At 36.7% G+C, this 15,878-nt stretch carries 15 protein-coding genes; 14 read left to right on the forward strand and 1 reads right to left on the reverse strand.

The window, feature by feature from the left end; genetic code table 11:
• Positions 1–113: 113 nt before the first annotated feature.
• The 12 genes from coaBC to spoVM all read left to right on the forward strand — a co-directional run bounded on the left by coaBC (position 114) and on the right by spoVM (position 13,058).
• Positions 114–1,319: a bifunctional phosphopantothenoylcysteine decarboxylase/phosphopantothenate--cysteine ligase CoaBC gene (gene coaBC / locus DN389_RS08655; RefSeq protein WP_000911721.1), complete on the forward strand. Its 1,206-nt coding sequence runs from the start codon at positions 114–116 to the stop codon at positions 1,317–1,319.
• The gene (priA, locus tag DN389_RS08660) at positions 1,316–3,721 is read left to right on the forward strand and encodes a primosomal protein N' (protein WP_000666705.1); all 2,406 of its coding nucleotides are present in this window, start codon (positions 1,316–1,318) and stop codon (positions 3,719–3,721) included. Before coaBC ends, priA begins: the two co-directional genes overlap by 4 nt.
• Positions 3,722–3,732: 11 nt before the next feature.
• Complete coding sequence (gene def / locus DN389_RS08665) at positions 3,733–4,203, forward strand: peptide deformylase (RefSeq protein WP_000279468.1); 471 nt, start codon at positions 3,733–3,735, stop codon at positions 4,201–4,203.
• A 23-nt stretch (positions 4,204–4,226) separates the two neighbouring features.
• Positions 4,227–5,171: a methionyl-tRNA formyltransferase gene (gene fmt, locus DN389_RS08670; protein WP_000598793.1), complete on the forward strand. Its 945-nt coding sequence runs from the start codon at positions 4,227–4,229 to the stop codon at positions 5,169–5,171.
• Positions 5,168–6,502 carry a 16S rRNA (cytosine(967)-C(5))-methyltransferase RsmB gene (rsmB, locus tag DN389_RS08675; protein WP_098189987.1) on the forward strand — a complete coding sequence of 445 codons (1,335 nt, stop codon included), beginning with the start codon at positions 5,168–5,170 and terminating at the stop codon, positions 6,500–6,502. The genes fmt and rsmB overlap by 4 nt, the downstream gene beginning before the upstream one ends.
• 4 nt (positions 6,503–6,506) lie before the next feature.
• The gene (rlmN, locus tag DN389_RS08680; RefSeq protein WP_000450539.1) at positions 6,507–7,595 is read left to right on the forward strand and encodes a dual-specificity RNA methyltransferase RlmN; all 1,089 of its coding nucleotides are present in this window, start codon (positions 6,507–6,509) and stop codon (positions 7,593–7,595) included.
• Between the two features lie 4 nt (positions 7,596–7,599).
• A complete protein-coding gene (locus DN389_RS08685) occupies positions 7,600–8,352 on the forward strand; it encodes a Stp1/IreP family PP2C-type Ser/Thr phosphatase (RefSeq protein WP_000648694.1) in 753 nt (250 codons plus the stop codon).
• Between the two features lie 8 nt (positions 8,353–8,360).
• Positions 8,361–10,334, forward strand: a complete 1,974-nt coding sequence (gene prkC, locus DN389_RS08690; RefSeq protein ID WP_098189988.1) for a serine/threonine protein kinase PrkC — start codon at positions 8,361–8,363, stop codon at positions 10,332–10,334.
• Between the two features lie 268 nt (positions 10,335–10,602).
• Positions 10,603–11,484 carry a ribosome small subunit-dependent GTPase A gene (rsgA, locus tag DN389_RS08695; RefSeq protein WP_001113945.1) on the forward strand — a complete coding sequence of 294 codons (882 nt, stop codon included), beginning with the start codon at positions 10,603–10,605 and terminating at the stop codon, positions 11,482–11,484.
• Positions 11,485–11,486: 2 nt separating this feature from the next.
• Positions 11,487–12,131, forward strand: a complete 645-nt coding sequence (rpe, locus tag DN389_RS08700; RefSeq protein ID WP_000589963.1) for a ribulose-phosphate 3-epimerase — start codon at positions 11,487–11,489, stop codon at positions 12,129–12,131.
• 99 nt (positions 12,132–12,230) lie between these two features.
• Positions 12,231–12,911 carry a thiamine diphosphokinase gene (locus DN389_RS08705; RefSeq protein WP_002008369.1) on the forward strand — a complete coding sequence of 227 codons (681 nt, stop codon included), beginning with the start codon at positions 12,231–12,233 and terminating at the stop codon, positions 12,909–12,911.
• A 66-nt stretch (positions 12,912–12,977) separates the two neighbouring features.
• Positions 12,978–13,058, forward strand: a complete 81-nt coding sequence (spoVM, locus tag DN389_RS08710) for a stage V sporulation protein SpoVM (protein WP_001213599.1) — start codon at positions 12,978–12,980, stop codon at positions 13,056–13,058.
• A 73-nt stretch (positions 13,059–13,131) separates the two neighbouring features.
• Here the strand turns inward: spoVM and rpmB are convergent, their stop codons facing one another.
• Positions 13,132–13,320 (reverse strand): 50S ribosomal protein L28, encoded by a 189-nt coding sequence (gene rpmB / locus DN389_RS08715; RefSeq protein WP_000124776.1) that lies wholly within the window; start codon positions 13,318–13,320, stop codon positions 13,132–13,134.
• Between the two features lie 375 nt (positions 13,321–13,695).
• Between rpmB and DN389_RS08720 the strand changes: the two genes are divergently transcribed.
• A complete protein-coding gene (locus tag DN389_RS08720) occupies positions 13,696–14,058 on the forward strand; it encodes an Asp23/Gls24 family envelope stress response protein (RefSeq protein ID WP_000021109.1) in 363 nt (120 codons plus the stop codon).
• A gap of 22 nt (positions 14,059–14,080) precedes the next feature.
• Entirely contained in the window at positions 14,081–15,757 is a 1,677-nt protein-coding gene (locus DN389_RS08725) for a DAK2 domain-containing protein (RefSeq protein ID WP_000027123.1), read from the forward strand.
• Positions 15,758–15,878: the final 121 nt, after the last annotated feature.

Below are 15,878 nucleotides of genomic sequence, written 5' to 3' on the forward strand. Positions count from 1 at the left end.
CCTATTTACAAGTAGGTTGTTATTTTTTTACGATAGGGAAGAAATATTGGTACTGATGAGCTGGGAATTCTGTTTCAGTATTATAAGTTTGAAAAAGAAAGAGGACGAGCCATATGCTAAAAGGGAAAAAGATACTTCTATGTGTAACAGGAGGCATTGCGGTCTTTAAAGCGGCTGCGTTAACTAGTAAATTGACACAGGCTGGTGCTATTGTAAAAGTAATGATGAGTGAGTCGGCAATGAAGTTTGTTACGCCTCTTACATTTCAAGCACTTTCTCGCCATGACGTATATACAGATACATTCGATGAGAAAGACTCGGCTGTTATTGCACATATCGATTTAGCAGATTGGGCAGATGTAGTACTTGTTGCACCTGCTACTGCCAATTGTATTGGGAAGTTAGCTGGTGGTATTGCAGACGATATGATTACAACTACTTTGTTAGCTACTACAGCCCCAGTGTGGATTGCACCTGCTATGAATGTGCATATGTATGAAAACAAAATTGTACAAAAAAATATGATGACGTTGAAAACGTTAGGATATACATTTATTGAGCCTGGAGAAGGTTTTTTAGCGTGTGGTTATGTTGCGAAGGGAAGACTAGAAGAACCGGAAGCAATTATTGCACGGTTAGAAGAGGCTTTTTCCGAACAAAAACCGTTGCAAGGAAAAAAAATATTAATAACTGCTGGCCCAACTCGTGAAAAGATTGATCCAGTGCGTTTTATGACCAATTTTTCTTCTGGGAAAATGGGATATGCAATTGCGGAAGTGGCAGCGAACTTAGGTGCTGATGTCATACTTGTTTCGGGACCGACAGCATTAAACCCACCATTACATGTAAATACGGTACAAGTGGAATCTGCACAAGATATGTTAGAAGTAGTTCTGCAACAGTATCAAAACGTAGATGTTGTCATTAAAACAGCAGCAGTTGCAGATTATCGCCCGAAATATGTTCATGATAATAAAATGAAAAAGAAAAATGGTGATGCTGTAATCGAACTCGAGAGAACAGTAGATATTTTAAAAACGTTAGGTGAGATGAAGGATAAACAGTTACTTATCGGTTTTGCGGCTGAAACGACAAAGGTAGAGGAATACGCAACAAAAAAATTACGTGAGAAAAATGCGAATATGATTGTTGCGAACGATGTAAAGGCACAAGGAGCTGGATTTGGTACAGATACAAACATTGTAACAATGTATAGAAAAGATGGAGAAGTTATCGAGTTACCACTTTTAACGAAGAAAGAGGTTGCTCGTGAAATATTAAAGCAAATTGAAATGATGTTAGAAGATGATCGTCTATGAAATTTGCAAGTGTAATTGTTGATGTACCTGCACGTCAGACAGATCGACCATTTGATTATATTATCCCTAAAAAGTGGGAAGATATTGTTCAGACAGGCATGCGTGTAGTAGTTCCATTTGGCCCAAGGAAATTGCAAGGCTTTATTATTGGGATCAAAGATTCGGCTGAAGTAGAAAGTAAGAAGCTAAAGACAATCCATGAAATATTAGATGTAACACCAGTTTTAAACGAGGAATTATTAAAGCTTGGATATTGGCTTACAAGCGAAACGTTATGTTATATGATTTCAGCCTTTCAAGTCATGCTTCCAACGGCGATAAAAGCTACGTATAAAAAGCGTCTACAACTTCGTAAACAAGAAGAAGTAGCACCTGAACTACTGTTTTTATTTCAGGACAAAGAAGCGATAGATTGGGAAGCTATTGAGACGCAGCCGCATCTATACCGCACGATTCAACAAGAAATTAAAAATGGCACGATTGAAGTTGTTTATCAGGTAAAAGATAAAGTGCAAAAGAAGAAACAAAGAGTCGTTCAACCGGAGTTGTTAGAAGATAAATTGGAATTAGCAGCATTTGAACTGAAAAGTAAAAAACAACAAGATGTACTCTATTATTTTGTGGAAAATTATAAAAGTGTGCCGTTGAAAGTGATAACAGAAGAGTTGCAAATAACAGACGCTCCGATTAAAGCACTTGTTAAAAAGGGGCTAATTTCAGAAAAGTATGTGGAAGTGTACCGAAATCCGTATGACGATGATGATTTTGAACAAACGAAACCATTCCCACTTACGGAGGAACAAAAGCAAGTTATTGCACCGATTTTATCATCAATTACAAATGAAACTTACAATCCATTTTTACTATATGGTGTTACAGGAAGCGGAAAAACAGAAGTATATTTACAATCTATAGCAGCGGTGCTCGCGAAAGGGAAAGAAGCTATTGTACTTGTTCCTGAAATTGCACTAACGCCTCAAATGGTAGATCGTTTTAAAGGCAGATTTGGCTCGCAAGTTGCGGTTCTTCATAGTGCGCTGTCTGTTGGAGAAAAATATGATGAATGGCGTAAGATTTTAAGAAAAGAAGTGAAAGTTGTAGTTGGTGCACGTTCAGCTGTATTTGCTCCTTTTGAAAATTTAGGGATTATTATTATTGATGAGGAGCATGAATCGAGCTATAAGCAAGAAGATAATCCGAGGTATCATGCAAGGGATGTAGCTGTCTGGAGGGGGCAATATCATAAATGTCCTATCGTTCTTGGTAGTGCAACACCGACACTTGAATCGTTTGCAAGAGCGAAAAAAGGTGTGTATGAATTACTAACGATGGAAAAACGTATGAATAAACAAGCGTTACCAACAGTAGAGATTGTTGATATGCGTGAGGAACTTCGTGACGGGAATCGTTCCATGTTTTCGAAGGCATTGCATGAAAAAATAGCAGATCGATTAGAAAAGAAAGAACAGATGGTGCTCTTTTTAAATAGAAGAGGTCATTCTACATTTGTTATGTGCCGTGATTGTGGGTATGTTGTACAATGTCCGCATTGTGATATCTCGCTGACATATCATAAAATGAACCATCGTTTAAAATGTCATTACTGCAGTCACGAAGAGAATATGCCGACTGCGTGTCCTGCTTGTCAAAGTACATATATTCGTTTCTTTGGTACAGGTACACAAAAGGTAGAAGAAGAAATTACAAAACTATTTCCAGAGGCACGAGTCATTCGAATGGATGTAGATACGACAAGTCGCAAAGGAATGCATGAAAAATTATTAAAGGCGTTCGGGGAAGAAAAAGCAGATATACTACTTGGAACACAAATGATTGCGAAAGGATTAGATTTTCCTAAAGTAACTCTTGTCGGTGTTTTAACTGCAGATACGATGCTTCACTTGCCTGATTTTCGAGCGAGTGAAAAGACGTATCAGTTATTGACGCAAGTAAGTGGACGAGCAGGCAGACATGAATTGCCAGGGGAAGTTATAATTCAAACGTATACGCCAGAACATTACAGTATAGAGTTAGCAAAGAACCAACAATATGATGTGTTTTTTGACCAAGAAATGCAAATGAGACGAACAAGACAATATCCACCTTATTACTATGTTGTACTTGTAACAGTATCTCATCCAGAATTATTAAAGGCAGTGCAAGTGACGGAAAAAATTGTCGGTCATTTACGGGCGCACTGCACAGAGCAAACGATGGTGTTAGGACCGGTTGCTTCAGCAATTCCAAGGATAAAAGATAGATATCGTTATCAATGCATGATAAAATACAAACGGGAACCAAACTTAAAGAACGTGCTCAAAATGGTAAATGAACATTATCAAGCAGAAATGCAAAAAGAGCTACAAATCTCAATTGATTTTAATCCAACAATGTTAATGTAGCGGAGGGAAATATGGCAGTTTTAGAAATAGTAAAGCATCCAAATGAAGTGTTAGAAACACCATGCGAAAGAGTAATTAACTTTGATAAAAAGTTAGTGAAATTGTTGAAAGATATGCATGAAACAATGTTAATTGCGGACGGAGTCGGTTTAGCTGCGCCTCAAGTAGGTGTAAGCTTGCAAGTTGCGGTAGTTGATATCGGTGATGATACGGGGAAAATCGAGTTAATCAATCCATCGATACTAGAAAAACGTGGTGAACAAGTAGGTCCCGAAGGCTGTCTAAGCTTCCCGGGACTTTATGGTGAAGTGGAACGTGCGGATTATATTAAAGTACGTGCTCAAAATCGCCGAGGTAAAGTATTTTTACTAGAAGCAGAAGGATTTTTAGCACGTGCAATTCAACATGAAATCGATCATTTACACGGTGTGTTATTTACATCGAAAGTGACAAGATATTATGAGGAAAACGAATTAGAATAGGTATTAAAAGGAGCGGTTTTTGAATGATAAAAGTAGTATTTATGGGAACACCGGACTTTTCAGTGCCGGTGCTTCGTCGTCTTATCGAAGATGGCTATGATGTAATAGGTGTTGTGACGCAGCCTGATCGTCCGGTAGGTAGAAAAAAAGTATTAACACCTACACCTGTTAAAGTTGAAGCAGAAAAACATGGTATTCCGGTGTTACAACCGTTAAGAATTCGTGAAAAAGACGAATATGAACAAGTCTTGGCATTAGAGCCAGATTTAATTGTAACAGCTGCTTTCGGTCAGATTGTACCAAATGAAATTTTAGAAGCACCGAAGTATGGATGTATTAACGTCCACGCGTCTTTACTACCTGAACTTCGTGGTGGTGCACCAATCCATTATGCAATTATGGAAGGTAAAGAAAAAACGGGTATTACAATTATGTATATGGTAGAGAAATTGGATGCTGGTGATATCTTAACGCAAGTAGAAGTCGAGATTGAAGAGCGTGAAACGACAGGCTCTTTATTCGATAAGTTAAGTGAAGCAGGGGCACACCTTCTATCTAAAACAGTACCTTTATTAATTCAAGGTAAGTTAGAACCAATTAAACAAAACGAAGAAGAAGTAACGTTTGCATATAATATAAAACGTGAGCAAGAGAAAATTGATTGGACAAAAACAGGTGAAGAAGTATACAATCACATTCGCGGATTGAATCCATGGCCAGTCGCTTATACGACTTTGGCAGGACAAGTTATTAAAGTATGGTGGGGAGAGAAGGTCTCTATTACAGAGAAAGCTGAACCAGGTACAATAGTAGCTCTTGAAGAAGATGGATTTGTTGTTGCAACAGGGAATGAGACAGGTGTTAAAATCACTGAATTGCAACCTTCTGGTAAAAAACGTATGAGTTGTTCGCAATTTTTACGTGGCACAAAACCTGAAATTGGAACGAAGTTAGGAGAAAATGCATGAGACAAAATGTTCGTGAGTTAGCTCTTGATGGCTTAATTCAAGTAGAAAAAAGTGGTGCATACAGTAACTTACTTTTAAATAATCTAATTGAAAAAAATGCAATTGATAGAAAAGATATTGGTTTGTTAACTGAAATTGTATATGGAACGATTCAACGTCGTGACACATTAGATTATTATTTACAGCCTTTTTTAAAAAAGAAGGTTGAGGCGTGGGTAAGAGTATTACTTCGCTTATCTTTATATCAAATGATTTATTTAGACCGAGTGCCAGAAAGAGCGGCTATTCATGAAGCAGTTGAAATTGCAAAGCGTCGCGGGCATAAAGGGATTGCTGGTATGGTAAACGGGGTATTACGTTCGATTCAGAGAGAAGGGGTACCTTCTGTAGATGAAATCAAGGATCCAATAGAACGTTTGGCAATTGCAACAAGTCATCCAATGTGGCTTGTGCAAGACTGGGCTTCTGAATATGGTTTAGAGACAGCAGAGAAAATGTGTGAAGTGAACATGTTACCCCCGGTACCAACAGCGCGTGTAAATGTTGATAAAATAACAGTAGAAGAAGCAATTGAGTTGTTGGCTGGTGAAGGTATAGAAGCGAAGCGCGGCGATTTATCAGAGGATGCAATTCAAATTGAAAGAGGGAATGTAGCGCATACAGATGCGTTCAAAAAAGGTTTTCTTTCTATTCAAGATGAAAGTTCTATGCTTGTAGCACGCGCTTTAGAACCGAATGAGGGAGATGAAGTTCTTGATAGTTGTGCTGCTCCGGGCGGAAAAACAACGCACATTGCAGAGCGATTAAAAGGAACAGGTCAAGTTATGTCTCTTGATTTACATGCACACAAAGTACGTTTAATTAAACAACAAGCAGAGAGACTTGGTCTAGAAAATGTCGCAACAAAAGCACTAGATGCTAGAAAAGTGCAAGAACACTTTGCGAATGAAACATTTGATAAAATATTAGTAGATGCACCATGTTCTGGATTTGGTGTGATTAGACGTAAACCTGATATTAAGTTAGGTAAAAATAAAGGCGATAGTGAAAGATTATCGACGATTCAACTTGCAATACTAGAAAAAATAGCACCGTTATTAAAACAAGGTGGTCGCCTTGTTTATAGTACGTGCACAATAGAAAAAATAGAAAATGAACAAGTAATAAAGCAATTTTTACAAGAGCATCCTGAATTTGAATGGGATACTACGATAAAAGATCGCATGCCAGAAAAGTTAAATCCGTATATTGATGAAGGTCAAGTACGAATTTTACCGCATTATTTTGCAACAGATGGCTTTTATATTGCTTGTTTAAGGAAGAAGGTGTAGCATCGTGGAAACGACTGTGAGAAAACAAAAGAAAAATCTAGAAACGAAGAAACCATCAATTTATTCTTTACAACTTCATGAAATGCAAGATTGGTTAAAGGAACAAGGAGAACCTAAATTCCGTGCAGGACAAATCTTTGATTGGCTATATAAAAAACGTGTAAAAAATTATGACGACATGTCGAATCTTTCTAAAGGATTACGCGATAAATTGTCGAATTCCTTTGATATTACTACTTTAAATACATTAGTAAAACAAACATCTTCTGATGGAACAATTAAATTCTTATTCCAATTATATGATGGTTATTCTATTGAAACAGTGTTAATGCGACACGAATATGGAAATTCTATTTGTGTAACAACACAGGTTGGATGCCGTATTGGTTGTACGTTCTGTGCATCTACACTTGGTGGGTTAAAACGAAACTTAGAGGCTGGAGAGATTGTAGCGCAAGTAGTAGAAGTGCAACGTGCACTTGATGAAACAGAAGAACGTGTAAGTTCGCTTGTTGTTATGGGAATTGGAGAGCCGTTTGATAATTACGACAACTTAATGTCATTCTTACGCATTGTAAACCATGAAAAAGGAATTCATATTGGTGCAAGACATATGACAGTTTCAACAAGTGGAATTGTTCCAAAAATTTATAAGTTCGCTGAAGAAGATATGCAAATTAATTTTGCGATTTCATTGCATTCTGCAAATACAGAGTTACGTTCAAAATTAATGCCGATTAACCGTGCTTATAAGCTACCAGACTTAATGGAAGCTGTTAAATACTATGTAAATAGAACAGGGCGTCGTATTACGTTTGAATATGGCTTATTTGGAGGAGAAAATGACCAAGTTGAGCAAGCTGAAGAACTTGCTGCGCTTTTAAAAGGTGTAAAATGTCATGTAAACTTAATTCCGGTAAACTACGTACCTGAACGTGATTATGTACGTACGCCACGTGAACAAATTTTCTTATTTGAAAAAACGTTAAAAGATCGTGGAGTGAATGTAACAATTCGCCGTGAACAAGGTCATGATATTGATGCAGCCTGCGGTCAGTTACGTGCGAAGGAGCGTAAAGAAGAGACGAGGTGACGAGATGAAAGCCGTGTTTCTATCAGATAAAGGAAAAGTTCGCCAACATAATGAAGATAGTGCAGGAGTTTTTCACAATTTAGATGGAAATATTTTAGCGGTAGTAGCAGATGGAATGGGAGGTCATCGAGCTGGTGATGTAGCTAGCTCGATGACCATTCAATTATTCCATGATTATTGGAAGCAAACGCATAATATGAATGAACCAAAAAAAGTAGAAGAGTGGTTACATACGAGTGTTGGGATTATTAATGAGCGTATATATGAGTACTCTAAGCAACATGTAGAATGTAATGGTATGGGAACAACACTTATAATAGCGATTTGTACGCCAAACTTTGTGACAATAGGTCATATAGGAGATAGTCGTTGTTATATGGTATCAGAGGGAGAAATCTCGCTTGTAACGGAAGATCACTCACTTGTAAATGAACTTGTAAGACATGGTGAAATTTCAAAAGAAGACGCAGAATATCACCCGAAAAAGAATGTTTTGTTAAGGGCATTAGGAACAGAAGAAAAAGTCGGATTAGATGTTAAAACATTGGTGCTTGAGGAAGATGATCAGTTACTTCTTTGCTCGGATGGGTTATCTAACAAAGTTTCTATTGCTGATATGCAACAAATTTTACAGTTAAATGAACAGCTTGAAACTAAGGGACAACGTCTCATTCAATTGGCGAATGATCGTGGCGGGGAAGATAATATCACCCTTGTTCTTATTGATTATGCGGGTTCGACAAACGAAAGTAGGTGAAGTGCAACGTGCTGATTGGAAAACGCTTAAATGACCGTTATAAGCTGCTGAAAATGATTGGTGGTGGTGGAATGGCCAATGTGTATTTAGCTCATGATGATATACTTGGCCGAGATGTAGCGGTAAAAATATTAAGACTCGACTATTCAAATAATGAAGAGTTTATTAAACGTTTCCATCGAGAAGCGCAGTCTGTTACAACGTTGTCGCATCCAAATATTGTGAATATGTATGATGTCGGAGAAGAAGATGGTATATATTATCTTGTAATGGAGTATGTACCAGGACAAACATTGAAGCAATACATAATTGAGCGAGGGATGTTACCTATAGGAGAAGCTCTTGATATTATGGAGCAGTTAACATCCGCCATGGCACACGCCCATCATTTTGAAATTGTGCACCGTGATATTAAACCGCACAATATTTTAATTCGAGCTGATGGAGTAATAAAAGTAACAGATTTTGGAATTGCGACAGCTACAAGTGCAACAACAATTACACATACAAATTCGGTACTCGGTTCGGTGCATTACTTATCACCAGAACAAGCACGCGGCGGGATAGCAAATAAACAATCAGATATTTATTCCCTAGGAATCGTTATGTTTGAGTTGTTAACAGGAAGACAACCGTTTTCTGGCGAATCTGCTGTTGCTATAGCTTTAAAACATTTACAAAGTGAAATTCCGTCTCCAAAGAGATGGAATGAAAATATTCCGCAAAGTGTCGAAAATATTATATTAAAGGCAACTGCGAAAGATCCGTTTCACCGATATCAATCTGCCAATGCGATGAAACGAGATATTGAAACTGCGCTATATCCAGAGAGGATAAATGAGCAGCCATTTTACATACCGGAAGATATGGAAGCGACAAAAGCGATTCCGATTATTCAACAAGAACAATTATTCGAAAATGTAACTGATGAAACAATTGTTTTAAAAGGAAGTAAAGTGGATGAACAGAAAAGAAAAGAAGAAACGGAATTAAATAAGAAGAAAAAGCGAAGTAATAAATGGATCAAAGTTTTAATTACGACATTTTTACTTTTAGCAATTGGAATAACGTTAGCGCTTACTGTTATTCCGGGATTCTTTATTCCAAAAGATGTAAAAGTCCCTGATGTGGCTGGTATGAAGTATACGACAGCAGTAAATAAATTAGTTGAAAAGGGTTTTGAGGTTACGGAACCTAACATTGTATATACAGATGATGTTGAAGCAGGTGATGTGATAAAAACAGACCCTGTGGCAGGTAGAGTCGTGAAAGAAAACTCTAAAATTACTATCTATCAATCAGGTGGAAAAAAGAAAAGTAAGATGAGTGATCTCTCAGGAAAAGATTTTGAGAGTATAAGGAATGAATTAGAAGAAAAATATAAGCAAGTTACAATAAATTATATTGAAAATGATAGGCCGAAAGGTGAAATCGTAGAGCAAATTCCGACGCCTGATCAAATGGTAGTAGAGGCGGAACAAGAACTGAAAATTTGGGTAAGTAAAGGTCCTTATCAAATTAGACCAGGTGATTTTTCAGGATGGACTGAAAATAGCGTAAACGGTTATTTGAATGAGAGAAAGCTAACTCCAGATATAAAACGAGAGTATTCCGATACTGTTGATAAAGGACTTGTAATTTCGCAATCTCCAAAACCAGGAACGCCGTTAAAAGAAGGAGATAAAGTGACGATTATCATCTCAGAGGGGCCTAAGCCGAAAGTAACGAAAACAGTGAAAGTGGATAATATTTCTATTCCGTATGAGTCTTCTATAATTGGTGAGAAAAAACCGCAAACAATAGAAATTTATAAAGAAGATATGCAACAAAAAATGGATAGACCAATTGAAACTAGAACAATTTCAGAGTCGGCAACTATTTCTTTAGAATTTGTAATTCAAGAAGGTACAAAAGGACACTATAAAATTGTACGAGATGGTGTAACGATTATCGACAAAGAAGTACCATACCCAACTCAATAATAATGACTTCCATTTTCTTTCTAGAGGGGATGGAATGTATTACTCTTGCCTGTTATGCTGTCTACATATAGTGGACTGTATGACAGGCAAAAATATATGATTCAAAAAGCTATAAAAGTGATACTGTTATAAATAATATTTTAAATTTGATGGTAGATTAAATATATTAACTTGTATATATGACGGGTTTTGAAATAAGTATTTAAAGAATTTTAAACCATTTAATATTAATGACAGCTTCACTTTATACAAAATAAAGGAGAATTATATGCCAGAAGGAAAAATTGTAAAAGCTCTAAGTGGATTTTATTATGTGCAGCATGAAGAAGGGATTACACAATGCCGTGGGCGTGGTGTGTTCAGAAAAAATAAAATTACGCCACTGGTAGGAGACCAAGTTGTCTTTCAAGCAGATAATCCAACTGAAGGATATGTGCTTGAAGTATTTGATCGGAAAAATGAACTTGTTAGGCCTCCTATTGCTAATGTTGATCAAGCAATTCTCGTTTTCTCTGCAGTAGAACCAGATTTTAATCCGGGACTATTAGATCGATTTTTAGTGCTGATTGAATATCATAACATTAAGCCGATTATTTGCATTAGTAAGATGGATTTAGTGGATGAAAAAATGAGAGAGACTGTTGAATCTTATGCAAATGACTATCGTGAAATGGGATATGATGTATTATTTACTTCTATAAATACATCGGAAAGTATTGATATTTTAAAACCATTCTTAGAAGGTTGTATTTCTGTCGTTGCAGGGCAATCTGGTGTTGGAAAATCTTCTATGCTTAACGTTTTACGTCCAGAGTTAGAACTGAAAACGAATGATATTTCTTCCCATTTAGGACGTGGGAAACATACGACAAGACACGTGGAATTAATTGCGGTTGGAAGCGGACTAGTTGCAGATACACCTGGTTTTAGTTCACTTGATTTCATAGATATAGAGGTAGAAGATCTTACATATTGTTTTCCAGAGTTGAAAGAAGCGAGCCAATACTGTAAATTTAGAGGGTGTACACATCTTTCTGAACCGAAATGTGCTGTGAAGACAGCAGTTGAAGAAGGGAAGATTACAGAATATCGTTATAAAAATTACAAACAATTCGTAGAAGAAATTAGAGAGAGAAAGCCGAGGTATTAGTTATGATTAAAATTGCACCATCGATCTTATCAGCAGATTTTTCAAAATTAGGGGAAGAGATTAAAGATGTAGAAAAAGGTGGAGCGGATTACATTCACGTCGATGTAATGGATGGACATTTCGTACCAAATATTACGATTGGACCATTAATTGTAGAAGCTATCCGTCCAATTACATCTTTACCATTAGATGTACATTTAATGATTGAAAATCCTGATAACTATATCCCGACTTTCGCAAAAGCGGGAGCGGATATTATTACTGTTCATGTAGAGGCGTGCCCTCATTTGCATCGTACAATTCAGCTAATTAAGTCTCATGGCATTAAAGCGGGAGTTGTATTAAATCCGCATACGCCAGTTTCGACGATTGAGCATGTATTAGAAGATATCGATATGGTATTGCTTATGACAGTAAACCCTGGATTTGGTGGACAGAAATTTATCCATTCTGTATTACCGAAAATTAAACAAGTGGCAGAAATGGTTAAAGAGCGCAATCTAGAAGTAGAAATTGAAGTTGATGGTGGTGTAAACACTGAAACAGCACGACTTTGTGTTGAAGCAGGAGCAAATGTACTTGTAGCTGGATCAGCAGTATACAATCAAAAAGACCGTGGTGAAGCAATTCGTGTCATTCGTGGATAATGAATGAACGAGTCTTTATCCTAGTGAAACTGCTAGTGTAGTAAGTTTTCACTATTTATAAAGGATAGAGAAAAAATATGTAAAAAGGCAATCTACCGAATGGCAGATTGCCTTTTTACAATAGAAGGGGAAGGAAACATGATTATTCATATTTTAGCGGGTGGACCTGCGGAATATTGTGCAGATTTTTCTCGATATGAAAATGAGAAAGTAGTGTGGGCGGCAGTTGATAGAGGAGTATATCGTCTATTAAAAGGAGGGATTACTCCAGCTGTTGCATTTGGAGATTACGATTCAGTTACTGAAGAGGAATTAGTATGGATGGGCCAGCAAACAAATGACTTACATATTGTTCCTCGTGAAAAAGATCAAACAGATTTAGAAATTGCGATTAATTGGGCGTTAGAACAAAATCCGATATTGATTCGTATTTTTGGTGCCACCGGTGGAAGGCTGGATCACGGTTTAGCAAATATACAGATGCTTTTAAGAGGGTTAGAAGTAGGGATAGAAATGTGTATTGTAGACAATAAAAATGAAATAAGCGTGAAAAAAGTGGGTACACATATAATTGAAGAAAATAAAAATTTCCCTTATGTATCTTTTGTGCCGGTTACTGAAATAGTAGAAGGGATTACATTACTTGGTTTTAAGTATCCTCTAACTAATAAAACAATAGAATGGGGATCAACACTTTGTATTAGTAATGAACTCGTTGAGGAAAAAGGTACTTTTTCATTTACTTCTGGCATATTAATGGTGATAAGAAGCACTGATTAAAGAAACAATTTTGCTCCTTACATCATATAGTGAACAAGTGGAGTAATGGGGATTAGGAGGGAAACCATGAGATTTTATACAATTAAGTTACCTAAATTTCTTGGTGGAATTGTTCGTGCCATGTTAAATACCTTCAAAAAAGATTAAAAAAAGCACCTATTACCGGTGCTTTTTCCATTGTCATAGTAAAAAAAGAGCCTATCGGCTCTTTTTTTTATTATTAAACACGTTCGATTTTGCCAGATTTTAATGCTCTAGCAGAAACGTAAACACGTTGAACTTTTCCGTCGATGCGTACGCGAACTTTTTGAAGGTTAGCGCCCCATTTACGTTTTGTAGCGTTCATTGCGTGAGAACGAGAGTTACCAGAACGAGCTTTTCTTCCAGTGATAGCACAAACACGAGCCATTTATATTTCCCTCCCTTGATACCTTACCATACGTAATTTTTCAATGTTAGTCTTTTTTGCGATGCTAAAAACACTACTATAATTTAACACAACTAAAAAGAGAATGCAACACCGTAGAAAAAAGAAATCAAGAAAAATTACTTGACACCATATGTCGATGATGAAAAGTTGAAATCAAGAAAAATTGCTTGACATATTATAGTGGTACATGTTGTATAATAACAATGGACTATTTTGCTCATCATAAAAAATGTGATTTAAAACATAAAATATGAGAGTGAAAAGAAAGAACGATGGAATTTTCTTTAAAAAGATTATATGATAGTAACTAAAGTAGTCTAGCTCACTTTCACCATTTATGAAGGGGGAAACGAGATGTCAATTGAAATTAAAACGAAGTATGGTCAAATTGATATTAGTACAGATGTAATTGCAACAATTGCTGGAGGTGCCGCAGTAGATTGCTACGGTATCGTAGGTATGGCATCAAAAAATCAGTTAAAAGATGGTTTAACAGACATTTTACGAAAAGAAAACTTCACTAGAGGTGTTATTGTTCGTAAAGATGAAGATGAAGTACATATTGATATGTATATTATTGTGAGCTATGGTACGAAAATTTCAGAAGTAGCACATAACGTGCAGACGAAAGTGAAATATACATTAGATCAAACTGTAGGACTAGCAGTAGATTCTGTAAACATCTACGTACAAGGAGTTAAAGTAATAAACTTGTAATGTGCATTAAGGAGGAAAATCTGTGTCAATTCAAAAAATTGATGGGAAACGTTTATCACAAATGATCATGCAAGGAGCGAATAATTTAACAAATAATGTTCAGCTTGTTGATGCATTAAACGTATTTCCGGTTCCAGATGGCGATACCGGTACAAACATGAACTTATCAATGACTTCAGGCGCACGTGAAGTGAAAGCAAATCCTTCACAGCATGCTGGTAAAGTCGGCGTAAGTTTAGCCAAAGGATTATTAATGGGAGCACGTGGTAACTCTGGAGTTATTTTATCTCAGTTGTTCCGTGGTTTCTCTAAATCCATTGAACAAAAAGAAGAATTAACAACAGTTGATTTTGCTGCAGCTTTAGATGCTGGGGTAGAAGCGGCTTACAAAGCGGTTATGAAACCGATTGAAGGAACGATTTTAACGGTTGCAAGAGAAACGGGTAAATATGCAGTGACAGTTGCGAAAAAACAGCGCGACTTTGTTTTGTTTATGGAAGACGTTGTGAAAGAAGCGAATGCATCGTTAAATCGTACGCCGGATTTATTACCTGTATTAAAACAAGTTGGCGTTGTAGATAGCGGTGGTAAAGGTCTTGTTGTTGTATACGAAGGATTTTTAGCTGACTTAAAAGGAGAAACGATTTCTTCTAATGTGTCTGCCCAACCATCTATGAATGACATGGTACGCGCAGAACATCACCGTAGTGTACAAAGCCAATTGAGTACAGAAGATATTAAGTATGGATATTGTACGGAATTCATGGTGAAATTAGAGCCTGAAAAAATGAAAGAACATAATTTCTCTGAACAAAAATTCCGTGAAGATATTAGTGTGTACGGAGATTCACTACTTGTTGTATCAGATGATGAGGTTGTTAAGGTTCATATTCATGCGGAACATCCTGGAGATCCTATGAATTATGGACAACGCTATGGTAGTTTAATTAAGATTAAAGTAGAAAATATGCGTGAACAGCATACTGCTTTATTAGATGAGCCTACTATGATGCCTGAGCCAACTAGCCAGTCTAAAGAGAAACAACCGTACGGTATCGTAACTGTTGCTATGGGATCTGGTATCAAAACTTTATTTGAGAGCATTGGCGCGACGAAAGTTATCGAAGGTGGCCAAACGATGAATCCAAGTACGGAGGATATTGTGAAGGCGATTGAAGAAGCGAATGCTGAAAAAATCATTATTTTACCGAACAACGGAAATATCGTGATGGCAGCAGAACAAGCAGCGTCAGTTGTGGATCAAGAAGTGATTGTAATTCGTTCAAAAACAGTTCCTCAAGGTATGGCTGCAATGTTAGCATTTAATCCAGTGGGAACGTTAGAAGAGAACGAAGAAAACATGAAAGAAGCTTTATCTCATGTGAAAACCGGTCAAATTACGTATGCTGTACGTGATACGGAAATTGATGGTGTAGCGATTCAAAAAGATGATTTCATGTGTATTGCAGATGGAAAAATTGTATCAACAAACGCTGCAAAAGTAGGAGCTGCAAAGCAATTACTAGAAGCACTTATTGATGAAGATTCTGAAATTGTAACGATTCTTCAAGGTGAAGATGCAACTGACGAAGAAGTAGCTGAGTTAGTTGCATTTGTAGAAGAGAATTTTGAAGATGCAGAAGTAGAAGTACATGCTGGAAACCAACCGGTGTATTCGTTCATCTTCTCTGTAGAATAAGAGAAAATTCGTTTTGAAAATAAATGGATTACTTACTTGCTAATGGATAAGAAGTAGTAATATGAGGTTTATTACTAGTTTTTATTCAAAAGGCTAGCATATTGAAGATAAAAAAGAGCCT

Origin of the sequence: Bacillus sp. AY3-1 (assembly GCF_008368785.1) — a bacterium.
GTDB lineage: Bacteria > Bacillota > Bacilli > Bacillales > Bacillaceae_G > Bacillus_A > Bacillus_A wiedmannii.